Origin of the sequence: Caballeronia sp. ATUFL_F1_KS4A, from assembly GCF_023630905.1 — a bacterium.
Classification (GTDB): Bacteria; Pseudomonadota; Gammaproteobacteria; order Burkholderiales; family Burkholderiaceae; genus Caballeronia; species Caballeronia zhejiangensis.
The window spans coordinates 1-22,537 of record NZ_JALQEB010000025.1; the positions used below are offsets into that span (position 1 = coordinate 1).

Here is a 22,537-nt window from a genome sequence, read left to right on the forward strand (position 1 = left end):
ACGTGTGCCCGAAGGGGCTCAACCCGACCAAGGCGATCGGCAAGATCAAGGAATTGATGGTGCGACGGGCGGTTTGAAATGGACGAATCTCACCAGTCCGACCCTCTTCGCCGCGCGCGCCTTCGTTGGCGCGCAAGGCGCGGCCTGCTGGAAAACGATCTGATCTTCGATCGTTTCTTCAGCCGATATGAGCATGATCTCAGCGACGCCGACGTGGCCGCATTGACCCGCCTGCTGGAGCTGAGCGACAACGAACTGATGGACTTGCTGCTGGCGCGCACGGAGCCTGAAGGCGACCTGGCGACGCCGGACGTAACCCGCTTGCTGGAAATGCTGCGCACCGTGTGATTCCAGCAGGAATTCGCGGAGTTTTGCAAAATAGGCCTGTTGCACTGCACACAGCCCGATAAAACAGTTTTGCCGCGCAGCTTCCGTCGTGCAAATTATCGAAAACCTGTATCCATACTTCGATTGAGGATGTGCTATGACCCCGTCAGATGTTAAAGCCACGCTATCGTTCAGCGACAACTCGCCGAGCGTCGAAATGCCGATCTACAAGGGCACGATGGGCCCGGACGTGATCGACATCCGCAAGTTGTACGGTCAGACCGGCAAGTTCACGTATGACCCGGGCTTCATGTCGACGGCGGCGTGCAATTCGGCGATCACGTATATCGACGGCGACAAGGGCGAACTGCTGTATCGCGGCTACCCGATCGAGCAACTGGCCGTGAACGCGGACTTCCTCGAAACGTGCTATCTGCTGCTGAAGGGCGAACTGCCGAACGAGGCGCAGAACAAGGAATTCGTGGACACCGTCACGCGTCACACGATGGTGCACGAGCAGATGCACTTCTTCTTCCGCGGCTTCCGTCGCGACGCACACCCGATGGCCGTGCTGACGGCTGCGGTCGGCGCGCTGTCGGCGTTCTATCACGACTCGCTGAACATCAACGATCCGCGTCACCGTGAAGTCTCCGCGATCCGCATGATCGCGAAGCTGCCGACGCTCGTCGCGATGGCGTACAAGTTCAGCATCGGTCAGCCGTTCGTGTATCCGAAGAACGAACTGTCGTACAGCGCGAACTTCATGCACATGATGTTCTCGAACCCGTGCGAAGAGTACAAGGTCAACGACGTGCTCGTGCGCGCTCTCGACCGTATTCTGATCCTGCACGCGGACCACGAGCAGAACGCGTCGACGTCGACGGTGCGTCTCGCGGGTTCGTCGGGTGCGAATCCGTTCGCGTGTATCGCAGCCGGCATCGCATGTCTGTGGGGTCCGGCGCACGGCGGCGCGAACGAAGCCGCGCTGAACATGCTCGAAGAGATCGGCTCGGTCGACAACATTCCTGAGTTCATCAAGCAGGTGAAGGACAAGAACTCGGGCGTGAAGCTGATGGGCTTCGGACACCGCGTGTACAAGAACTACGACCCGCGCGCGAAGCTGATGCGCGAGACGTGCCACGAAGTGCTGAACGAACTCGGCCTGCATGACGACCCGCTCTTCAAGCTCGCGATGGAACTCGAAAAGATCGCGCTGGAAGACGAATACTTCGTGTCGCGCAAGCTGTATCCGAACGTCGACTTCTACTCGGGCATCGTGCAGCGCGCGCTGGGCATTCCGACGTCGATGTTCACCTGCATCTTCGCGATGGCTCGTACGGTCGGCTGGATCGCGCAGTGGAACGAGATGATCGCCGATCCTGAGCAGAAGATCGGCCGTCCGCGTCAGCTGTTCATCGGCCAGACGCCGCGTGAAGCGAAGCCGCTGGCAAAGCGCTAAGCTGATCGAGTTTTAGTTGTATCGAAGCCCCGGCGAGAAATCGCCGGGGCTTTTGCTTTTTGCTCGGCGCGCGCAGAGACGGCGCCGGATTCAATCCGCGAACACCTCCTGCAAGGTATGAAGCGCGTCGGTCAGCGTGTTGTCCGCGATGCTGCCTTCCCGCTTGATGAGCCGCAGCTTGTCCACCGTGCGAATCTGATCCAGAAGAATCAATCCCTGCTTCCGCTTGAAAGCAATGGGAATGCGGAAAGGCGCAGGTTTTCCCTTCGACGACATCGGCGCGACGATGACCGTGCGCAGATGGTCGTGCATCTCCGGCGGCGACACCACTACGCACGGACGCGTTTTCTGAATTTCGCTGCCCAAGGTGGGATCGAGCGCGACCGACCAGACTTCTCCACGCACTACCATTCGAGCTCCCCGTCGTCGTTGCCGAATTCGCCCATGACGAGTCCGTCCTCGCCGCTTTGCGCAATCAGCTTGCTGGCTTCGGCCCAACCTTGACGCGCTTTGTCGCGAGGCCGACGCAGGACGATCGCGTCGTTCTCGACTTCCATGTCGACCTCGTTCTCCAAGCCCAATTGCGCGAGCAGCGGCTTGGGAATCAGGATGCCCTGGGAGTTGCCCATTTTTCTGATGGTGGTTCGCATGTCGTCGACTACTGAAGAGTATGGAAGCACGATGTTATTACCTGTCGAAAGAGCCGTCAATACAATGTTATTACTGCGCGGATCGTGAGCGCTGACGACAGCCTATTGCGCGCATCGTGCGGCGAACATTCGGCCAAATGGCATAGGATCTAAGGACAGCGTCGGGATGCGCTCCAGGTTCAGCCGGGTAGTCGTCATCCGGGTACTGGAACCACTATAATAACTATCTGTTTTTAATGGGTTTTTCCCGTATCCTAGTATCCAATTCTCATCGGGTGGTGGCATAATCGATTCACGAGCCGTACACCGATAAATCCCCGCAGTCACACACGAAAGCGCTCACCATGGCACAGACTCTCTACGACAAACTGTGGAATACGCACGTTGTCCACACGGAAGAGGACGGCACCTCGATCCTCTACATCGACCGTCACCTGCTGCACGAAGTGACGAGCCCGCAGGCCTTCGAGGGCCTGAAGCTGGCCGAGCGCCCGGTGTGGCGCATCAGCGCGAATCTGGCGGTGTCCGATCACAACGTGCCGACGACCGACCGCTCGCACGGCATCGCCGATCCGGTTTCGAAGCTGCAAGTCGATACGCTCGACCAGAACTGCGACGCCTTCGGCATCACGCAGTTCAAGATGAACGACCTGCGTCAGGGCATCGTGCACATCATCGGGCCGGAGCAGGGCGCGACGCTGCCGGGCATGACCATCGTCTGCGGCGATTCGCACACGTCCACGCACGGCGCGTTCGGCGCGCTGGCGCACGGCATCGGCACGTCGGAGGTTGAGCACGTGCTCGCGACGCAAACGCTGTTGCAGAAGAAGAGCAAGAACATGCTCGTGAAGGTCGAAGGCCAATTGCCGCGCGGATGCACGGCGAAGGACATCGTGCTCGCGATCATCGGCAAGATCGGCACGGCGGGCGGCACGGGCTACGCGATGGAATTCGGCGGCTCGACCATCCGCGCGCTCACGATGGAAGGCCGCATGACCGTCTGCAACATGGCGATCGAAGCGGGCGCGCGCGCCGGCATGGTCGCGGTCGACGACACGACCATCAACTATCTGAAGGACCGTCCGTACTCGCCGCAGGGCGTCGAGTGGAATCAGGCGGTCGAATACTGGCGTCAGTTCAAATCCGATGACGGCGCGCACTTCGATCGCGTCGTCGAGCTGAATGCCGCCGAGATCGTGCCGCAAGTGACGTGGGGCACGTCGCCGGAAATGGTGACGTCGATCGACGGCCGCGTGCCCGATCCCGACAAGGAAAAAGATCCCGTCAAGCGCGACGCGATGGAACGCGCGCTGAGTTATATGGCATTGCAGCCGAACACGCCGATCGAATCGATCAAGCCGGACAAGATTTTCATCGGCTCGTGCACGAATGCGCGCATCGAAGACTTGCGCGCCGCCGCGTACGTCGTGAAGTCGCTGGGCAAGCGCGTCGCGTCGAACATTCGCCTCGCGATGGTCGTGCCGGGATCGGGTCTCGTGAAGGCGCAAGCCGAACGCGAAGGCCTCGACAAGATCTTCACGAACGCCGGCTTCGAATGGCGCGAGCCGGGCTGCTCGATGTGCCTCGCGATGAACGCCGACCGCCTGGAAGCGGGGGAGCGCTGCGCATCGACGTCGAACCGCAACTTCGAAGGCCGTCAGGGCGCGGGCGGACGCACGCATCTCGTGAGCCCCGCGATGGCCGCCGCCGCCGCGATCGAAGGCCATTTCGTCGACGTACGCAAGCTCGCTTAATCGATCGGGACACTGAGAAAGATCATGGAAAAATTCATTGTGCACAGCGGCCTCGTCGCGCCGCTGGATCGCGAGAACGTCGACACGGACGCGATCATCCCGAAGCAGTTCCTGAAGTCGATCAAGCGCACGGGCTTCGGTCCGAACGCGTTCGATGAATGGCGTTATCTCGACGTCGGTGAGCCCGGACAGGACAACAGCAAGCGTCCGCTCAACCCGGATTTCGTGCTGAATCAGCCGCGTTATCAAGGCGCGTCGATTCTGCTCACGCGCAAGAATTTCGGCTGCGGCAGCTCACGCGAACACGCGCCGTGGGCGCTCGATCAATACGGCTTTCGCGCGATCATCGCGCCGAGCTTCGCGGACATCTTCTACAACAACTGTTTCAAGAACGGTCTCCTGCCGGTCGTGCTGACGGAGCAGCAGGTCGACAAGCTGTTTAACGAGACCTACGCGTTCGTTGGTTTCCAGTTGACGATCGATCTCGAAGCGCAAGTCGTGCGTACCGGCGACGGCACCGAGTATGCGTTCGAAGTGCCGGGCTTTCGCAAGTATTGCTTGCTGAACGGCTTCGACGACATCGGTCTCACGCTGCGTCATGCGGACAAGATCAAGCAATATGAGGCCGAACGCCTCGCGAAGCAGCCGTGGCTGAATAACCGGCTCGTTGGATAACCGCGCATAAAGGAAGCGAAAGATGAAAATTGCAGTTCTCCCCGGCGACGGCATCGGTCCCGAAATCACCGCCGAAGCGGTCAAAGTCCTGAACGCGCTCGGCGAGAAGTTCGAGCTGGAAGAGGCGCCGGTCGGCGGCGCGGGCTACGAGGCGAAGGGGCACCCGCTGCCCGATTCCACGCTGGCGCTCGCGAAGGAAGCCGATGCGATCCTGTTCGGCGCCGTCGGCGACTGGAAGTACGACAAGCTCGAACGCGCGCTGCGTCCCGAGCAGGCAATTCTCGGCCTGCGCAAGCATCTGCAACTGTTCGCGAACTTCCGTCCGGCGATCTGCTATCCGCAATTGACGGGCGCGTCGTCGTTGAAGCCGGAGATCGTGTCGGGTCTCGACATCCTGATCGTCCGCGAATTGAACGGCGACATCTATTTCGGCGCGCCGCGCGGCTTGCGAGAAGCCCCGGACGGCCCGTTCGCGGGCGCGAAGGAAGGCTTCGACACGATGCGCTATTCCGAGCCCGAAGTGCGCCGCATCGCGCACGTCGCGTTTGCCGCCGCGCAAAAGCGCCAGAAGAAGCTGACGAGCGTCGACAAGGCGAACGTGCTCGAAACGTCGCAATTGTGGCGCGACACGATGATCGACGTCGCGAAGGAATATCTGGATGTCGAGCTGTCGCACATGTACGTCGACAACGCCGCGATGCAGCTCGTGAAGGCGCCGAAAGCGTTCGACGTCGTCGTGACCGGCAACATGTTCGGCGACATTCTGTCGGACGAAGCGGCGATGCTCACCGGCTCCATCGGCATGCTGCCGTCCGCGTCGCTCGACAAGAACAACAAGGGCCTGTACGAGCCGTCGCACGGTTCGGCGCCGGACATCGCGGGCAAGGGCGTGGCGAATCCGCTCGCGACCATTCTTTCGGCGGCGATGATGCTGCGCTACTCGCTCGGCAAGACGGAGCAGGCGGATCGCATCGAAAGCGCGGTGAAGAAAGTGCTCGAGCAGGGCTACCGCACCGGCGATATCGCGACGGCGGACGGCAAGGTTGTCGGCACGAAGGAAATGGGCGACGCGGTGCTGAAGGCGCTGTAATCGCGAGAAAGACGATCGGCGCGCTGAAGCATTAAAGCGGCCGATCGTCTCTTTTTACCGATGTTCGCGCACGATCCGCCCGATTTTCACGCATCTGCAGCATGACGCCGTCGAAAACGTCCGGTTATCGTGTATATTGCTTTGCTATGGCGAAGAACTCTCAATTCTCTCTGGATTCCATCGGACGCGGCTCAAAGTCGCTCGCGACGGAACTCGCCATCAGCACGCGCATCGTGGCCACTCGAGCCACGGCTAAAACGCGCATTACGAAAATCTCCAGCAAAGCGATCACGATTCGCTGATCGTCCCTCGTGTCCGAGCGTCTTCCCCGCGCGGCCACGCCGGGTAAAGATGCGGGGAAGCGTCCACAGTTAAAGGTTAGTCATGAACGTAGGTCTCGTTGGTTGGCGCGGTATGGTCGGCAGCGTCCTGATGCAGCGCATGCAGCAGGAAGGCGATTTCGACTTGATCGAACCGGTGTTTTTCAGCACCAGCAATGCGGGCGGCAACGCGCCGTCGTTCGCCAAAAACGAGACGAAGCTCAAAGACGCAACGAGCATCGACGACCTGAAAAAGTGCGACGCCATCATCACGTGCCAGGGCGGCGACTACACCAACGAGGTGTATCCGAAGCTGCGCGCGGCGGGCTGGAAGGGCTACTGGATCGACGCGGCGTCGGCGCTGCGCATGAAGGACGACGCGGTCATCATTCTCGATCCGGTCAACCTGGACGTCATCAAGGATTCGCTCGTGAAGGGCGGCCGCGACTTCATCGGCGGCAACTGCACGGTCAGCCTCATGCTGATGGCGCTCGGCGGCCTGTTCCGCGAGAACCTCGTCGAATGGACGACGGCGATGACCTATCAGGCCGCGTCGGGCGCGGGCGCGCAGAACATGCGCGAGCTGCTTCAGCAAATGGGCGTGCTCTACGGTTCGGCTAAGGAAGACCTGGCGGATCCGTCGTCGGCGATTCTCGACATCGACCGCCGCGTGCTCGCCGCGATGAACGGCGAGCGCATGCCCGTCGACAACTTCGGCGTGCCGCTCGCGGGCTCGCTGATTCCGTGGATCGACAAGGATCTCGGCAACGGCATGTCGAAGGAAGAGTGGAAGGGCGGCGCGGAAACCAACAAGATCCTCGGCAAGCCGGCAATGGGTACGCCGGGCTCGATTCCCGTCGACGGCCTCTGCGTGCGTATCGGCGCGATGCGCTGCCACTCGCAGGCGCTCACCATCAAGCTGACGAAGGACGTGCCGCTCGACGAAGTGCACGGCATTCTCGCGTCGGCGAATGACTGGGTGAAGGTCGTGCCGAACGAGCGCGAAGCATCGATTCGCGATCTGTCGCCCGCGGTCGTCACGGGCACGCTGACGGTGCCGGTTGGCCGTCTGCGCAAGCTCGCGATGGGCGGCGAATATCTGTCGGCGTTCACGGTCGGCGATCAGCTCTTGTGGGGCGCCGCCGAGCCGCTGCGCCGCATGCTGCGCATTCTGCTCGACAAGTAAAGTAAACTACGCGCCTGAAGCGCGTGTCTTGCTCGAAAGCGTCGCGTTTCACGCGGCGCTTTTTTGTTTTTGTGGAGCTTTGTTGCAACGCCGTGTTTATCGAGCGGTCTTCGCTTTATGTTTCAATTTTTGCCGCACCCGGAGCCTCAATGATCCATCGAACTCGCCGGTCTTTCGTTTCGTCATCGCGTGCGGCGCTCGCCGCGGCAAGTCTCGCCGCATGCGCGATGTTCTGGGCGAATCCCGGCGATGCGCTCGCGCAGGCCTCCGCCGCCACCGGGCAAACCTACGCGGTCAAGCCGGGACAATCGTTGAGCGATGTCGCCGGCGAACTCACCGGATCCAAAGATCGCGACGTCCGCGCGAAAGCCGCGCGTGCCCTGTTCGACGCCAATCCGAGCGCCTTCAGCAGCCACGACATCAACAAGCTGAAACTCGGCGCGGTGCTGAACGTGCCCGCCGATCTGAGCGGCGCGCCGCCGGCCGCAGCGTCGGCGCCCGAGGCGCAGCAGACCGCGCCCGCCGAAACGTCCGCGCCTGCGTCTTCGTCGGCGGATACCGCCACACCGGCGCCGGAGAGCGCGGCGCCCGCATCGGCTGCGGAGCCGCAAGCCAGCGCGACGGCGGCGCCGGAGCGTGCGACGCCGGAGGCCGCATCGGCAATCGCCGCGCCCGCAAGCGCGCCCGCCACGGCCGCACCGGAACCGGCCAGCCGCAGCGGCGTGGCAGCGGCGACCATCGGTCTGTCGCCCTTCATCATCGCGATCGTGATCGTCGTGATCGGCGTCCTGCTGCTCAGAATGCGGCGCAAGAAGCGAGCAGTCGCGACGAACGACAACGACGTCGATCGCGCGCCCCGTACGTTCGCAAGTCTGGAAGAAGCCCAGGCCGACGCCGACGCCCGCAACGAAGCGCTGCGCAAGGCGCGCGAGGCGGCGGCCGGTGCCCAAGGCAAGTCGCCGGCGCGCGATCAGTCCGGACTGGCTGCGGCCGCCGCGAGCATCGGCAACGCTGAAGTAGCCCAGACGCCCGTCGCTCCGTCCGAAGATGCGTTGCCGCCGACGACCGAGGCAAAGCCGTCGACCGCGGCGGATGAAGCACTCGTCGAGGCGAACCGCTCGCAACCGGAAGAGCCGTTCGTGCCTGTTGCGCCGGCTGCACGTCATCCCGATTTCGTACCGCCAGCCAGCGAACCGGACACCCACGAACAGCGCGAGCAGCATGCGCGCGAGATCGAAGCGCGCGAAGCGGCGCGCCGGGAAGCCGAAAAATGGGAAGTCGAAGAGCGCGAAGCCGCGGCACGCCAGGCCGCCGCGCGCGAGGCCGAGGAGCGTGAAATCCGCGCGCGCGAAGCCGCCGCGCGGGAAGCACTCGCACGCGAGCAGGCGGGTCATGCCGGTGCGGATCGCGAGGCCGAATTGCGTCAGGTCACCGAACGCGAAGAGCTGGCGCGTGAGAACGCGGCACGCGAGATCATCGCGCGCGAGGCGGAACTGCGCGAACTTCAGGCGCGCGCCGCCGAAGAGCAAGCCGCAGAGCAACGCGCCGCCGAGCAGCGCGACATCGAAGAACTGGCAGCGCGCGAGGCGGAAAAATCCGGCATCGCGCCGGACGAAGAGCCGGTGCTCGCGCATCGCTTCCCAATGCCGAAGTTCCCCCAGGACGCAATCCAGGCGCTCGGTTCGCTCGAAATGGAACTGCCGCCGCGTCTGGAACTGACGATCAAGCCGCCCGGCGCGACCGGACCGGAGACGGCTGCATCGTCGCTGAAAAATCCGCCGCTCGAGACGCCTCCCGCAGCGCTGGAACAGCCGCCTGGCGGCACGCAGCCAATCCAGCAGGCGCCGTTCATGCCGCAGCCGGTGGCGCATTTCGAAGCAGCGCGGCAAGGCCAGTCGCAAGCCCCGTCCGTTGCGTCGCAAATCGAAGCGGGTACGGCGGGCGCGGCATCGGTCGCTGGCCTGGGCGCGACAAAATTCGGCCCGCTCAGTCTCGATTTCGATTTGGGGCCGACGTCGAACGCGACGGAGGCTTTGCCTGCCCTGACGCCGGGCCAACTGGCGACCATCGCGCGCAATAAGCTCGAATTGGCAGCCGAATACATCGAACTGGGCGACCTTTCGGGCGCGCGCACGTTGCTCCAGGAAGTGATCGAATCGAACGATCCGGCGACGCGCCCGCAGGCCGCCACGCTCTTGTCGACGCTTGCACCGCATTCCTGAGATGCGTATCGCTTTAGGGATTCAGTACGACGGCGCGGCGTTTTGCGGTTGGCAGTCGCAGCCGCACGGGAAGACGGTCCAGAACGAACTGGAGCGCGCGCTCGCGCAATTCGCGCAGACGCCGCTTCCGACCGTCGTCGCCGGGCGCACCGATACGGGCGTGCACGGTCTCGGTCAGGTCGTGCATTTCGATACCGCTCTGGATCGCGCCGAGTTTTCGTGGGTGCGCGGCACGAATGCGTTCCTGCCCGACACCGTCGCGGTGCAATGGGCGAAGCCGATGCCCGACGATTTCCACGCGCGCTTCGCGGCTTTCGAACGCACTTATTTCTACGTTCTTTACGTCAATCCGGTGCGTTCGCCCATGCTCGCGAAACGCGCGGGCTGGGTGCACACGCCGCTCGACGTGGCAGCGATGCGCGATTCGGTCGCGTGCCTGATCGGCGAGCACGATTTTTCGTCGTTCCGCGCCGCCGATTGCCAGTCGAAAACGCCAGTCAAGCATCTTTATCAGATCGATGTACGCGAGCAGGGCGACTTCGTCCACTTTCGCTTTCGCGCCAACGCGTTTTTGCATCACATGGTGCGCAATCTGATGGGATGCCTCGTCGCGATCGGACGGGGCCGTCATCCATCGTCGTGGATGGCGGACGTGCTCGCCGCCCGCGACCGCCGCGCTGCCGCGCCGACTTTCATGCCCGACGGACTGTATCTGGCCGAGGTCGGCTATCCTGAACACTTCGCGGTGCCGCCGCCGCATATCGCCAGCATGCCCTGGAGCGCCATTTGGGCAGAGCCGAAATGACAGACCGAGATTTGCATCGCACCCGCATCAAGCTATGCGGACTTTCGCGCGTCGAGGACGTGCAGCACGCCGTCGCGCTGGGCGCGGACGCCGTGGGTTTCGTGTTCTATCCGCCGAGTCCGCGTTCGGTGAGCGTCGCACAGGCCGTCGAACTGGCGCGGCACGTGCCGCCGCTCGTGTCGGCGGTCGGGCTTTTCGTCAATGCGACGCCCGAATGGATTCGCGAAGTCACGTCGAACGTGCCGCTCTCGCTGCTGCAGTTTCACGGCGACGAAACGCCGGAACAATGCGAGGCGCTGGCATCGATTGCGGGTTTATCCTATTGGCGCGCATTGCGAATTGGGTCTGATGCGTCCACAAGCCATTTGATAGAATCGTCTCTCAAGTTCAAAGCCGCAGGCGGCCTTTTACTCGACGCGCTCGTCGAGGGCTTCGGCGGCGGTGGAAAGGTATTCGATTGGTCACTTATCCCAACAGATCTCGGGCATCGGGCCGTTTTGAGTGGTGGGTTGAACACGCAAAACGTCAGTGACGCCATTCGGCGTGTGCGCCCGTACGCGGTCGATGTCTCGAGCGGCATCGAACTGCCGGGCGCCAAGGGCGTGAAGGATCCCGCCCGAATGGCGGCGTTCGTGCGCGCGGTGCGCGAGGCGGACGCCGGGTGAATCGAACGTGGGCCGCGCTGCCGGCTACGTAAACGAGAGAGTGACGCAATGTACAACTTGCCAGACGAAAGAGGCCATTTCGGCCAATATGGAGGCGTGTTCGTCTCCGAAACCCTCATCCATGCACTTGACGAATTGCGCGTCGCGTATGACGCGGCACGTCAGGATCCCGAATTCATCGCCGAGTACGAGTACGAGCTCAAGCATTACGTGGGTCGTCCGTCGCCGATTTATCACGCGAAGCGCTGGAGCGAGATGCTTGGCGGCGCGCAGCTTTATCTGAAGCGCGAAGACCTGAATCACACGGGCGCGCACAAGGTGAATAACGTGATCGGCCAGGCGCTGCTCGCCCGCAAGATGGGCAAGCCGCGCGTGATCGCCGAAACCGGCGCGGGCCAGCACGGCGTGGCGACGGCGACCATTGCCGCGCGATTCGGCATGGAGTGCGTGGTCTACATGGGCGCGGAAGACGTGCGTCGTCAGGCGGCGAACGTCTATCGGATGAAGCTGCTCGGCGCAACGGTCGTGCCGGTCGAATCCGGGTCGAGGACGCTCAAGGACGCGCTCAACGAAGCCATGCGTGACTGGGTGACCAACGTCGAAAACACGTTCTACATCATCGGCACGGTGGCGGGGCCGCATCCTTACCCGATGATGGTGCGCGACTTCCAGCGCGTGATCGGCGACGAATGTCGCGTGCAGATGCCCGAAATGGCCGGTCGCCAGCCTGATGCCGTGATCGCGTGCGTCGGCGGCGGGTCGAACGCGATGGGCATCTTTTATCCGTACATCGACGATAAAGACGTCAGATTGATTGGCGTCGAAGCGGCGGGCGACGGCATCGACACCGGGCGCCACGCGGCGTCGCTGATGGGCGGCAGCCCGGGGGTGCTGCACGGCAATCGCACGTATCTGCTGCAGGACGAAAACGGGCAGATCATCGAAACGCATTCGGTGTCGGCGGGGCTCGACTATCCGGGCGTCGGTCCGGAACACGCGTGGCTGAAGGACGCGGGACGCGCGGAATACGTCGGCATCACCGATGACGAAGCGCTCAAGGCCTTCCACGACTGCTGCCGGATCGAGGGCATCATCCCCGCGCTGGAATCGAGCCACGCGCTCGCCTATGGCGCGAAGCTCGCGAAGACGTTGCCGCGCGACAAGGTGTTGCTCGTCAATCTGTCCGGCCGGGGCGACAAGGACATGCATACGGTCGCCGAGCGATCGGGCATTCAGTTCTGAGCCTCAGATAGATGCGCAACGTCATCGACGAGCCGTTGTCCGTCGGCGCCCTGCAGGGCGCCGGCAGCGACATCCGCAACCGCGACTTCTTGGCCGATGCCGAGAATATTCCCGACGCGTCGATCGATCTGATCGTCGCAGATCCGCCTTATGGTCTGGGCAAGGACTACGGGAACGACTCGGACATGTTGTCCGGCGACGCTTTTCTCGAGTGGACTTATCGCTGGCTCGATCTCGCGATTCCGAAGCTCAAGCCGAGCGGTTCGCTGTATATCTTTTGCACCTGGCAGTATTCGCCCGAACTGTTCGTGTTCCTCAAGCGCCGCCTTTTGATGATCAACGAGATCGTCTGGGACCGTCGCGTGCCGAGCATGGGCGGAACGACGCGGAAATTCACGTCAGTGCACGACAACATCGGCTATTTCGCGGTATCGAAGGACTACTACTTCGATCTCGATCCGGTGCGCATCCCTTACGACGCAGAAACGAAAAAGGCGCGTTCGCGGAAGATTTTCGAAGGCAGCAAGTGGCTCGAACTGGGGTACAACCCGAAGGATGTCTGGTCCGTGTCGCGTCTGCATCGGCAGCACGCGGAGCGGGTGGATCATCCGACGCAAAAGCCGCTGGAAATCGTCGAGCGCATGGTGCTCGCGAGCTGTCCGCCGGGTGGGCGCGTGCTCGATCCGTTCATGGGCAGCGGCACGACGGCGGTCGCGTGCGCACGTCATGGCCGGCAATTCACGGGCTACGAGATCAACCCGGATTACTGCGCGATCGCCGAAAGCCGCATTGCCGAAGCGCGCGCTGCACGGCTCGAGCCGGCAGAGCCCGCCCGCGTTCGACGCAAGACACTCGTCGCGACCGGCACCGCCGCCCAAGCCGAATAGCGTCTTTTTCGCTGCTGATCGCGTCAAATGCATTCAAATGCGTCCGACGCCAACGAATACGACTAAGAGAAATCTCATGTCCCGCATCAAGAATACTTTTGCGGCGCTCGCCGCACAGGGCAAGAAAGGGCTGATCCCGTTCATCACTGCGGGCGACCCGAATCCGGAACAAACCGTCGAGTTCATGCACGCGCTGGCGAAGGGCGGCGCGGACGTCATCGAACTGGGCGTGCCGTTCTCCGATCCGATGGCCGACGGCCCCGTCATCCAGCGTTCGTCGGAGCGGGCGCTCGCGCGCGGCGTGACGCTCAAGCGCGTGCTCGCAGACGTCGCGCGTTTCCGCGAAACCGACGACAAAACGCCCGTCGTGCTGATGGGTTACGCGAATCCGATCGAGCGCATGGGCGCCGACGCGTTCGCGAAAGCTGCGAAGGAAGCGGGCGTCGACGGCGTACTGGTGGTCGATTACCCGCCGGAGGAAGCGGAGAGCTTCGGCACGTCGATGCGCGCCGCCGGCATCGATCCGATCTTCCTGCTCGCGCCGACATCGACGGACGAGCGCGTCGCGGCGGTCGGCAAGATCGCGAGCGGGTATGTCTACTACGTATCGCTGAAAGGCGTGACCGGCGCGGCAAATCTGGACGTTTCCAGCATCGCGAGTAAAATCCCGGCCATCAAGTCGCGTGTGCCCCTGCCGGTCGGTGTCGGTTTCGGCATTCGCGACGCCCAGACCGCGCGCGCCGTCGCCGATGTCGCGGACGCCGTCGTCATCGGCAGCCGCCTCGTGCAGCTGCTCGAAGACGCGAAGCCGGACACCGCGGCCGCGTCGCTGACGAGCTTCATCGCCGAAATTCGTCAGGCGCTCGACGCCGCACAGTAAAATACGCGCCGCCGCGGGCCGCCCGATTCGGGCGTGCGCCGCGCGGCAACCGATCAGTCAAGGAAAAACGATGAGCTGGCTCGACAAACTGCTGCCGCCGAAGATCAAGCAAACCGATCCCAAAAGCCGCAAGGGCATTCCCGAGGGCCTTTGGGTGAAGTGTCCGTCGTGCGAAGCGGTGCTGTATCGCAACGACGTCGAGGCGAATCTGCACGTATGCCCGAAGTGCAGCCATCACATGCGAATCGGCGCGCGCGAGCGGCTCGACCGCCTGCTCGACCCGGAAGGCCGCTATGAAATCGGCCAGGAAGTCGTCCCGGTCGACGCGCTGAAGTTCAAGGACAGCCGCAAGTATCCGGATCGCATCAAGGAAGCGATGGAAGATACGGACGAGACCGACGCCATGGTCGTCATGGGCGGCGCGATCCACACGATTCCGTGTGTCGTCGCGTGCTTCGAATTCTCGTTCATGGGCGGATCGATGGGCTCGGTGGTCGGCGAGCGCTTCGTGCGCGGCGCGCGCAACGCGCTGGAGCAGAACGTGCCGTTCATCTGCTTCACGGCCTCGGGCGGCGCGCGCATGCAGGAAAGCCTGCTTTCGCTCATGCAGATGGCCAAAACCACTGCGCTTCTGACCAAACTCGCGGACGCGAAGCTGCCGTTCATTTCCGTGCTGACCGACCCGACGATGGGCGGTGTGTCCGCATCGTTCGCGTTCCTGGGCGATGTCGTGATTGCCGAGCCGAAGGCGCTGATCGGCTTTGCCGGCCCGCGCGTGATCGAGCAGACCGTGCGCGAGAAGCTCCCGGAAGGTTTCCAGCGCGCCGAGTTCCTGCTGACGAAGGGCGCGGTCGACATGATCGTGGATCGCCGCAAGATGCGCGAAGAAATCGCCCAATTGATGGCGCTGATGACGCGGCAACCCGCCGATTCCGTCGCCTGACCCGAATGTACGTAGCGCCGCGCCGCGCGTGAACCCCGCGAGGTTCCGCGCGGCGCTTTTGTTTTTGCGATCTCGAAAATGAACACATTCCCGACTCTCGACGCCTGGCTCGCCCATCTGGAAGCGGCGCATCCGGTCGGCATCGACATGGGCCTCGCGCGCATCGGCAAGGTGAAGGATGCGCTTGGCCTGCGTTTCGACTGCCCGGTCATCACCGTCGGCGGCACGAACGGCAAGGGCTCGACCTGCGCGATCATCGAAACGATCTTGCTGCGCGCGGGGTATCGCGTCGGTTGCCATACGTCGCCGCATCTGCTGACGTTCAACGAGCGCGCGCGCATCGACGGCGCGGAGGCGAGCGACGCCGATCTGCTCGAACATTTCGCGGCCGTGGAAAAGGCGCGCGCCAGCCTGCCCGAGCCGGTTTCGCTGACGTACTTCGAGTTCACAACGCTTGCGATCCTGCATCTCTTCGCGTCGCGCAAGCTCGACGCGGTGATTCTCGAAGTCGGGCTCGGCGGGCGTCTCGACGCGGTGAATATCGTCGATACGGATTGTGCTGTGATCACGAGCATCGACATCGACCATACGGACTATCTCGGCGACACGCGTGAAAAAATTGGCTTCGAAAAAGCGGGCATATTCCGGACGGGCAAGCCGGCAGTGTGCGGAGATCCGTCGCCGCCGCAGACTCTCATCGAACATGCCGAGGCGATCGGCGCGGACCTGTGGCTCGTCGGACGCGATTTCCGCTACGAAGCCCAGCCGGGCAACGAGCGCCAGCAATGGAGTTATATCGGGCGCGAGCAGCGGCGCTCGGCGCTGGCCTATCCGGCGCTGCGCGGCGCGAATCAGCTCATCAACACGTCGGCGGCGCTGGCCGCGCTCGAAGCGCTGCGCGACCGTCTGCCGGTTTCGGCTCAGGACATTCGCCTTGGCCTGGCGAACGTCGAGTTGCCGGGGCGCTTCCAGGTGCTGCCGGGCAAGCCGCAAATCATTCTCGACGTTGCGCACAATCCGCACGCAGCCGCCGTGTTGTCGCAAAATCTCGGCAACATGGGCTATTTTCCGTACACTTACGCGGTGTTCGGCGCGATGGGCGACAAGGACATCGAAGGCGTCGTGAAGCAACTCAAGGGCGAGATCGATCACTGGAACGTGACCGCGCTGCCCACGCCGCGCGCCGCGTCGGCGGAGCAACTGGAACACGCATTGCGCGACGCTGGTGTCAACGACAGCGCCGACAGCAGCGTTTCTCGCTTTGAAACACCCGCGGCGGCTTTTCAAGATGCGTTAAGCCGGGCGTCTGAAAATGATAGAATTTTGGTTTTCGGCAGTTTCTACACGGTAGCCGGCGTCATGGCCTACCGTCGAATGCAGCATAACTAGCAGCATCATTGAGACGGTCGGCCGTCAGCACCAAGCGATACATGGGACTCTTTTCGTTCGGCAAGAAAGACGACTCCGGTCGCGACGCATATTCCGATTCATCGCGCGGCTCGCGTCACACCGTCCGCACGGAACGCCGCACGCGCAGATCCGAGCGCACCGACGCCGACGCGATGATGCTCGATCCCACCCTGCCCGAGAAGCAGCGCGCGCGCCGCAGGCTCGTCGGGGCGATCGCGCTGGTGCTCGCCGCCGTCATCGTCCTGCCGATGGTGCTCGATTCGCGTCCGAAGCCCGTCACCGACGACATTTCCATCGATATTCCCAACCGCCCGGCGCCCGCCGCGAAGCAGTCGCGCGACGCCAACGACGCCGACACGCAAGCCGGTGTCGCGCACGACGCGCCGTCGGGTGCGTCGGGCAGTGTTTCCGCCGGCGTGACGCAGCCGCAAGCCGCGGCACCTGCCGCGACGGCAAAGCCCGAGCCGAAGCCGGAAGCGAAGCCGGACGCGAAAGCCGAAGCCAAGCCGGAAGCGAAGCCGTCGAAGCCCGCAGCCGTGGCGAGCCAGAACGCGAAGCCGCAAGCGGCCGAGCCTTCCGAACAAGCCAACGCAAACACCGCAGCGAACGCCGCAGCAGGCGCGGCCAACACGCCGTCGTCGCCGGCGGGCAGCCGCTTCGTGCTGCAGATCGGCCAGTTCGACGACGAAACCGCAGCGCAGAATTGGGTCAACAAGTTGAAGTCCGCGGGTGTGCCCGCATATCTCGAACATCGCAAGCAGTCGGACGGCGCGACCAAGTCGCTGTTGCGCGCGGGGCCGTTCCCGGATCGCGCGTCGGCGCAGGCCGCGCTCGTGAAGGTGCGGCAGGCCGGCCTGGGCGGCGGCACCCGGGCATCGAACTAAGCCGGCTCGATGTTCACCGCTTTCGACTACGCCGTGATGGCCGTGATCGGCCTGTCCGCGCTGCGCGGCATGTGGCGCGGCCTGTTGGCCGAAGCGTTCGGTCTGGTCGGCTGGGTCGCCGCCATTCTGATCGCGGGACGGTTCGTCGGGCTCGTCGTGCCGTATATCCCGTCGACGTGGCCCGGCGGCGCGCTTACGCAGTGGCTCGTGGCGTTCGTGCTGGTGGTCGGGGCGGTGCTGCTCGTATCGAGCGTGCTGTCGGCGCTATTGACGCGCATCACGGAAGTCACCGGCCTGCGCGGCGTGGACCGCTCGTTGGGCTTGCTGTTCGGCCTCGTCAGAGGGGCTATATTGGTAGTTATTCTGGTCGCCCTGGCTGGCCTGACCGAACTGCCTCAGACAGATTTTTGGCGCAATGCGCTGCTGCGGCCGATGGCCGAGCAAGGCGTGCGCGAATTGAAACCGCTGCTCCCCGATACGCTCGCCGCGTATGTGCACGTCGCTCCCGAACCGGGCGGCCTGGCGCCCAACGCCGCACAATAGACGAACGGCCGGCTACACGAGGAACGCGCGACGGCTCGAAGACGCTTCGCCCCGGCCACGTCACGGCCAGTTTTTGAGAGAAGCGTCGAAGAGATCCGGGCAACGCCTTGTCTACCCGTTTCGACTCTTTGAAGGACCATGCCATGTGCGGCATCGTAGGTGTAGTTTCCCAAAGTCCCGTCAATCAGCTGATCTATGACAGCTTGCTCCTGCTCCAGCATCGCGGACAGGACGCGGCGGGCATCGCCACGGCGAACGGCAATAACTTCCACATGCACAAAGCCAACGGCATGGTGCGCGACGTGTTCCGCACGCGCAACATGCGCAGTCTGCCGGGCAACGTCGGCATCGGCCAGGTGCGGTATCCGACCGCCGGGTCCGCATCGAGCGAGGAAGAAGCGCAACCGTTCTACGTGAATGCGCCGTTCGGCATCATCCTCGCGCATAACGGCAATCTGACGAACTGGATGCAGCTGAAGGACGAGATGTTCCGCATCGACCGCCGGCACATCAACACCGCATCCGACACCGAAGTGCTGCTCAACGTCTTCGCGCACGAACTGCAGCTCGCGAGCTCGGGCCTGCAACTCGATGCGACCGCGCTGTGGAAAGCCGTCGCGGGCGTGCATCGCCGTGTGAAGGGCTCGTACGCGATCGTCTCGCTGATCGCGGGCTACGGTCTCGTCGCGTTCCGCGATCCGTTCGGCATTCGTCCGCTTGTGCTCGGCAAGCTCGAAACGTCGACGGGCGTCGAGTGGATGGTCGCGTCGGAATCGGTGGCGATCGAAGGCATCGGCTTCGAATTCGTGCGCGATGTCGAACCGGGCGAAGCGATTTTCATCGACGCGGAAGGCAATCTGCACAGCCACCAATGCGCCGAGAAGCCCGAGCTCAATCCGTGCATTTTCGAGCTCGTGTATCTCGCGCGTCCGGATTCGTGCCTCGACGGCGTGCCGGTCTACAACGCGCGTCTGCGCATGGGCGATTACCTCGCCGAGAAAATCAAGCGCGTGCTGCCGGATGTGCCGATCGACGTCGTCATGCCGATTCCCGACTCGTCGCGCCCCGCCGCGATGCAGGTCGCCGCGAAGCTCGGCGTGGAGTATCGCGAAGGCTTCTTCAAGAACCGCTACGTGGGCCGCACCTTCATCATGCCGGGTCAGGCGGTGCGCAAGAAATCGGTGCGTCAGAAGCTCAACGCGATGGGCATCGAGTTCAAAGGCAAGAACGTGCTGATCGTCGACGATTCCATCGTGCGCGGCACGACCTCGCATGAAATCGTGCAGATGGCCCGCGATGCCGGCGCGAACAAAGTGATCTTCGCGTCCGCCGCGCCGCCGGTGAAGTTCCCGAACGTGTACGGCATCGACATGCCGACGCGCGGCGAACTCGTTGCGCACGGCCGCAGCGATGAGGAAGTCGCACGCATGATCGGCGCGGATTATCTCGTCTATCAGGACGTGGAAGACCTGAAGAACGCGATCCGCGACATCAATCCGGCGTTGAAGGAATTCGAAGCGTCGTGCTTCGACGGCAACTACATCACTGGCGACGTGACGACCGATTATCTCGATCGCATCGAGTCCGCACGTCTTGCGCCGCAATCGCAGTCGGATCGCGATGCTGCGAGCGACGCGCAAGAGGGCGGCATGGCGCGCTCACAGTTGCATTTGCAACTATCGGTCGAGTAAGTTTTCGGCGCTTCGAACGAGCCCGCTTCGTCTGCAAGGACCAAGCGGGCTTTTTTGCGTCTCGAGCCTTCGAGCTTCTGCTTTTCGAGCGCGGCGGAAGCGGCCAAGCGCTTGCGTGGGTGCTGTTGAATGGCATGGAGACGCTCGGGTTGCGCGTCGAGAAGCAATCGGCGAATGCGCTCGAAATCGCGCGCTATCACGCATCCGTCATACGCGCCGGTCTGTCGCGTGAATCGGATGAACCGCCGTTGCGCCATTGCCCCGGCGAGATGCCGAAGCGTTTCGAGAACGCATGCGTGAACGCGCTTTGATCGGCGAAACCGACATCGAGCGCGATATCGGTGAGCGACGCGCGCGAGTCGGCGAGCAACGTCAACGCGGTGTCGAGCCGCAGCCGATGCAGATAGCGATGCGGCGTCTCGCCGAACGCTTCGTTGAAGAGCTGATGAAAGCGCCGCATGCCGAAGCCGCAATGCGCGGCGAGATCGGCGATACGCAGCGGCGCCGATAGTTGCGAACGCAACCATCGGTCGATGCGCGCGAAATCGAGGCCGCGCATCGCGTCGATGGAATCGTCGGTGTCGTGCATCAGCGCGCCGCACAGATGCGCAGCCGCTTGCCATGCGAAGCGGTCCGCGAGATGCGCATCCGCGAGATGCGCGCGACGGGCGACATCGGCGACGGCTTGCGTGATGCGCGGATCGATGACGATCGCGCGCGCCCGTTCGAAGTAGCGCTCGGGCACCGCGACGGACGTGGCGGGCAGATCGAGCACGAGCTGGCGATTGTCGCCCTCGGCCCAGTAATCGTGGCGCGCGCCCGCCGGGATGATCCACGCACCCCTGCAATCGATGCGTGCGCCGTTGCCGTCGACGGCCATCTCCATCGACCCGTCGAGGCCGAGCACGATCTGATGAAAGTCGTGCACGTCCGACGCCTGCGCCGCCTCATAGCGGCGCAACGACACGGCAGGACGATGAAGCGGCGCGCTCATGCGGAAAACGCTCAGACGTCGAGCAGTTCCACTTCGAACACGAGCGTGGCGTTGGGCGGAATCACGCCGCCCGCGCCGCGCGCGCCGTAGCCGAGTTGCGGCGGAATCGTGAGACGGCGCACGCCGCCCACTTTCATGCCCTGCACGCCTTCGTCCCAGCCCTTGATGACCATGCCGCCGCCCAGCACGAAGGCGAAGGGGTCGTTGCGGTCCTTGCTCGAATCGAACTTCTGGCCGTCCGTGAGCCAGCCCGTGTAGTGCACGCTGACGGTCTTGCCGGCGACGGCTTCAGTGCCTTCGCCAACGGTGACGTCTTCGTATTTGAGACCGGAATCGGTCGTGACAGTCGACATGGTTGCTCCCTGGTTGCCCGGTCATCGGCGATGGATGAACCGGTGGTCGAAACCGACATTGTAGAACGTCGCAGGGAAGCGGGCGGCGCCCGGAAGCGCCGCGTCGATTACAGATGACGGCTGTGCGGCCCGAAGCGCGAACCGATGCGTGTGCCGATTTCCGGCCTTACGTGCCGGCCGATCGCGGTGCCGATCGACGCGCCGTCTTGCGAATCATGCATCGCGGCGGCGGCGGCCTGATCGCCGATCTGCTGCCTTGCGATCTTCAACGCGCGCACGCGGACATAGGCCATCGCGACGAGCGTCCACGGCGCGAGATAGGCGAACTCGGGCACGGACACCATCATCATCGTCCAGGTCGCGGCGCAGCACTGGCGCAACGCCATGCCGCGCGGATCCCAGTCGAGCTTGAACGCGGGGTACAGCATCAACGCGCTGATGAAGACCGTGCCGATGATGCCGGTATTGACGAGCAGCGTCGAGAAGAGATCGGTCGAGCGCACATAGCCGAAGCCGATGCCGAAGAGCTTATTGAGCGGCGCGAGATCGAGCCACAGTTGCATCGAGTGAAGGAACAGCAGACTGCGGTCGGAGCCCGACTCGGTCTTCGCTTCGAGCTTGTCGGTCACCATCTGCTTGAAGAGCTCGGCGATGTAATCCTGCAGCAGATACCCGATCACGCACAGCACGAAAAGTCCGATCAGCGCCTTCACCGGGTTGATGCCGAGCTTGCGCACGCGGATCAGCGAATACACCGCATAGCCGATCAGCACCGTCGACGAAGTGGTCATCAGAAGCGACAGTCCGATCACCCACACCGGCCAGCGCACGCGCGACGTCGCGTTGAAGTAGACCCAGAACGGGAAGATGGACATGGCGTACATCGACGGCTCGCCTGTCAGCGCTTTCAAGCGCTGGATCGGAAAGCCTTTGATGTCGATCTGCTGGAAAGAACTTCCGTTCACCGTGCCGTCCGAACGCACGATGCCCTTGCCGAACTGATCGCCGAATGCGCGGTTCGAGATGAAGTCGCCCGGCTGTCCCGTCGCGATGAAGTACGCCACTTCGTAAATGCCGTAAATCGCGAGCAGCGTGACGGCCGCGAGAATCCACTGGTCCCAGGTCGGCTTGTAATAGTGGTACACATACGCCGCATAGAGCACGACCGCCGCCACGTAAAGCGACTGCGTGAACATGCTCTTGCGCATGATGAACGTGAGGGGATCGGTGTCGTCGACGAGCGAGATCTTGCTGAAGTCGGGATCGAAGGGCGCCATGACGTCCGCGAGCTGGGAGGTGCAGACCATCAGCAGCCAGACCGCGATCGCCGCGATCACGAAGTGCATCCAGTTCTTGCGCGCGCGCCCGCCGAACAGCAGCACGAGCGGCACGGACAGGAAGCACATCAGATAGCCGATCGTCGTGCCCTGAATCGATGGCATGACGAGAAACGACGTCACCGGCATCGCGAAGGCCCAGATTCGGTAGTAGAGGTCGGTCAGCGACGCTTTATCTTTCATCATCGAAGGGTAGGATGCGCCCGCTTCATGACGGGCT

22 protein-coding genes and 2 pseudogenes are annotated in these 22,537 nt (G+C 63.3%); 19 read left to right on the forward strand and 5 right to left on the reverse strand.

What is annotated here, in order from left to right; all coding sequences use genetic code 11:
• The 3 genes and pseudogenes from sdhB to gltA form a co-directional block, all read left to right on the forward strand.
• Positions 1 to 77, forward strand: a pseudogene (sdhB, locus tag NCS03_RS14595) (succinate dehydrogenase iron-sulfur subunit); the annotation flags it as partial.
• A 1-nt stretch (position 78) separates the two neighbouring features.
• Positions 79 to 348, forward strand: a complete 270-nt coding sequence (locus NCS03_RS14600; RefSeq protein WP_008354055.1) for an FAD assembly factor SdhE — start codon at positions 79 to 81, stop codon at positions 346 to 348.
• A gap of 136 nt (positions 349 to 484) precedes the next feature.
• The gene (gene gltA / locus NCS03_RS14605; RefSeq protein ID WP_008354054.1) at positions 485 to 1,786 is read left to right on the forward strand and encodes a citrate synthase; all 1,302 of its coding nucleotides are present in this window, start codon (positions 485 to 487) and stop codon (positions 1,784 to 1,786) included.
• Between the two features lie 90 nt (positions 1,787 to 1,876).
• Here gltA and NCS03_RS14610 read toward each other — a convergent pair whose 3' ends face one another.
• A complete protein-coding gene (locus tag NCS03_RS14610) occupies positions 1,877 to 2,197 on the reverse strand; it encodes a type II toxin-antitoxin system PemK/MazF family toxin (RefSeq protein WP_008354052.1) in 321 nt (106 codons plus the stop codon).
• The gene (locus tag NCS03_RS14615) at positions 2,191 to 2,436 is read right to left on the reverse strand and encodes an AbrB/MazE/SpoVT family DNA-binding domain-containing protein (protein WP_175983181.1); all 246 of its coding nucleotides are present in this window, start codon (positions 2,434 to 2,436) and stop codon (positions 2,191 to 2,193) included. Before NCS03_RS14615 ends, NCS03_RS14610 begins: the two co-directional genes overlap by 7 nt.
• Before the next feature lie 344 nt (positions 2,437 to 2,780).
• On the opposite strand from NCS03_RS14615, the gene leuC reads away from it, so the two are divergent.
• From leuC to NCS03_RS14695, 16 genes and pseudogenes are all read left to right on the forward strand, one after another.
• On the forward strand, positions 2,781 to 4,190 hold the full coding sequence (gene leuC / locus NCS03_RS14620; protein ID WP_008354050.1) for a 3-isopropylmalate dehydratase large subunit: 1,410 nt from the start codon (positions 2,781 to 2,783) through the stop codon (positions 4,188 to 4,190).
• 24 nt (positions 4,191 to 4,214) lie between these two features.
• On the forward strand, positions 4,215 to 4,865 hold the full coding sequence (leuD, locus tag NCS03_RS14625) for a 3-isopropylmalate dehydratase small subunit (RefSeq protein WP_008354049.1): 651 nt from the start codon (positions 4,215 to 4,217) through the stop codon (positions 4,863 to 4,865).
• 22 nt (positions 4,866 to 4,887) lie between these two features.
• Positions 4,888 to 5,955 carry a 3-isopropylmalate dehydrogenase gene (gene leuB, locus NCS03_RS14630; protein ID WP_250529319.1) on the forward strand — a complete coding sequence of 356 codons (1,068 nt, stop codon included), beginning with the start codon at positions 4,888 to 4,890 and terminating at the stop codon, positions 5,953 to 5,955.
• 384 nt (positions 5,956 to 6,339) lie between these two features.
• Positions 6,340 to 7,461 (forward strand): aspartate-semialdehyde dehydrogenase, encoded by a 1,122-nt coding sequence (gene asd, locus NCS03_RS14635; RefSeq protein ID WP_008354047.1) that lies wholly within the window; start codon positions 6,340 to 6,342, stop codon positions 7,459 to 7,461.
• A 149-nt stretch (positions 7,462 to 7,610) separates the two neighbouring features.
• Positions 7,611 to 9,683 carry a FimV/HubP family polar landmark protein gene (locus tag NCS03_RS14640; protein ID WP_250529320.1) on the forward strand — a complete coding sequence of 691 codons (2,073 nt, stop codon included), beginning with the start codon at positions 7,611 to 7,613 and terminating at the stop codon, positions 9,681 to 9,683.
• 1 nt (position 9,684) lies between these two features.
• Positions 9,685 to 10,488 (forward strand): tRNA pseudouridine(38-40) synthase TruA, encoded by an 804-nt coding sequence (gene truA / locus NCS03_RS14645; RefSeq protein WP_250435446.1) that lies wholly within the window; start codon positions 9,685 to 9,687, stop codon positions 10,486 to 10,488.
• On the forward strand, positions 10,485 to 11,153 hold the full coding sequence (locus NCS03_RS14650; protein ID WP_175983186.1) for a phosphoribosylanthranilate isomerase: 669 nt from the start codon (positions 10,485 to 10,487) through the stop codon (positions 11,151 to 11,153). Before truA ends, NCS03_RS14650 begins: the two co-directional genes overlap by 4 nt.
• Positions 11,154 to 11,201: 48 nt before the next feature.
• On the forward strand, positions 11,202 to 12,395 hold the full coding sequence (gene trpB / locus NCS03_RS14655; RefSeq protein ID WP_250529321.1) for a tryptophan synthase subunit beta: 1,194 nt from the start codon (positions 11,202 to 11,204) through the stop codon (positions 12,393 to 12,395).
• 11 nt (positions 12,396 to 12,406) lie between these two features.
• Positions 12,407 to 13,282: a DNA-methyltransferase gene (locus tag NCS03_RS14660; protein ID WP_175983187.1), complete on the forward strand. Its 876-nt coding sequence runs from the start codon at positions 12,407 to 12,409 to the stop codon at positions 13,280 to 13,282.
• Between the two features lie 76 nt (positions 13,283 to 13,358).
• A complete protein-coding gene (gene trpA, locus NCS03_RS14665; RefSeq protein ID WP_250502717.1) occupies positions 13,359 to 14,162 on the forward strand; it encodes a tryptophan synthase subunit alpha in 804 nt (267 codons plus the stop codon).
• Between the two features lie 70 nt (positions 14,163 to 14,232).
• Positions 14,233 to 15,105 (forward strand): acetyl-CoA carboxylase, carboxyltransferase subunit beta, encoded by an 873-nt coding sequence (gene accD, locus NCS03_RS14670; RefSeq protein ID WP_008354039.1) that lies wholly within the window; start codon positions 14,233 to 14,235, stop codon positions 15,103 to 15,105.
• Between the two features lie 78 nt (positions 15,106 to 15,183).
• Positions 15,184 to 16,494, forward strand: a complete 1,311-nt coding sequence (gene folC, locus NCS03_RS14675; protein WP_175983189.1) for a bifunctional tetrahydrofolate synthase/dihydrofolate synthase — start codon at positions 15,184 to 15,186, stop codon at positions 16,492 to 16,494.
• Between the two features lie 41 nt (positions 16,495 to 16,535).
• Positions 16,536 to 17,399, forward strand: a complete 864-nt coding sequence (locus NCS03_RS14680) for an SPOR domain-containing protein (RefSeq protein ID WP_175983190.1) — start codon at positions 16,536 to 16,538, stop codon at positions 17,397 to 17,399.
• Positions 17,400 to 17,408: 9 nt separating this feature from the next.
• Entirely contained in the window at positions 17,409 to 17,942 is a 534-nt protein-coding gene (locus tag NCS03_RS14685; protein ID WP_250529322.1) for a CvpA family protein, read from the forward strand.
• A gap of 143 nt (positions 17,943 to 18,085) precedes the next feature.
• Positions 18,086 to 19,633, forward strand: a complete 1,548-nt coding sequence (gene purF, locus NCS03_RS14690) for an amidophosphoribosyltransferase (protein ID WP_008354035.1) — start codon at positions 18,086 to 18,088, stop codon at positions 19,631 to 19,633.
• A gap of 113 nt (positions 19,634 to 19,746) precedes the next feature.
• Positions 19,747 to 19,848, forward strand: a pseudogene (locus NCS03_RS14695) (PLP-dependent transferase); the annotation flags it as partial.
• Here the strand turns inward: NCS03_RS14695 and NCS03_RS14700 are convergent.
• From NCS03_RS14700 to NCS03_RS14710, 3 genes are all read right to left on the reverse strand, one after another.
• Positions 19,830 to 20,627 (reverse strand): helix-turn-helix transcriptional regulator, encoded by a 798-nt coding sequence (locus tag NCS03_RS14700; RefSeq protein ID WP_250460453.1) that lies wholly within the window; start codon positions 20,625 to 20,627, stop codon positions 19,830 to 19,832. The pseudogene NCS03_RS14695 and the gene NCS03_RS14700 overlap by 19 nt on opposite strands.
• Positions 20,628 to 20,638: 11 nt before the next feature.
• Positions 20,639 to 20,980 carry an FKBP-type peptidyl-prolyl cis-trans isomerase gene (locus tag NCS03_RS14705; protein ID WP_008354031.1) on the reverse strand — a complete coding sequence of 114 codons (342 nt, stop codon included), beginning with the start codon at positions 20,978 to 20,980 and terminating at the stop codon, positions 20,639 to 20,641.
• A 107-nt stretch (positions 20,981 to 21,087) separates the two neighbouring features.
• A complete protein-coding gene (locus NCS03_RS14710; protein WP_008354030.1) occupies positions 21,088 to 22,503 on the reverse strand; it encodes a hypothetical protein in 1,416 nt (471 codons plus the stop codon).
• Between the last annotated feature and the right edge of the window lie 34 nt (positions 22,504 to 22,537).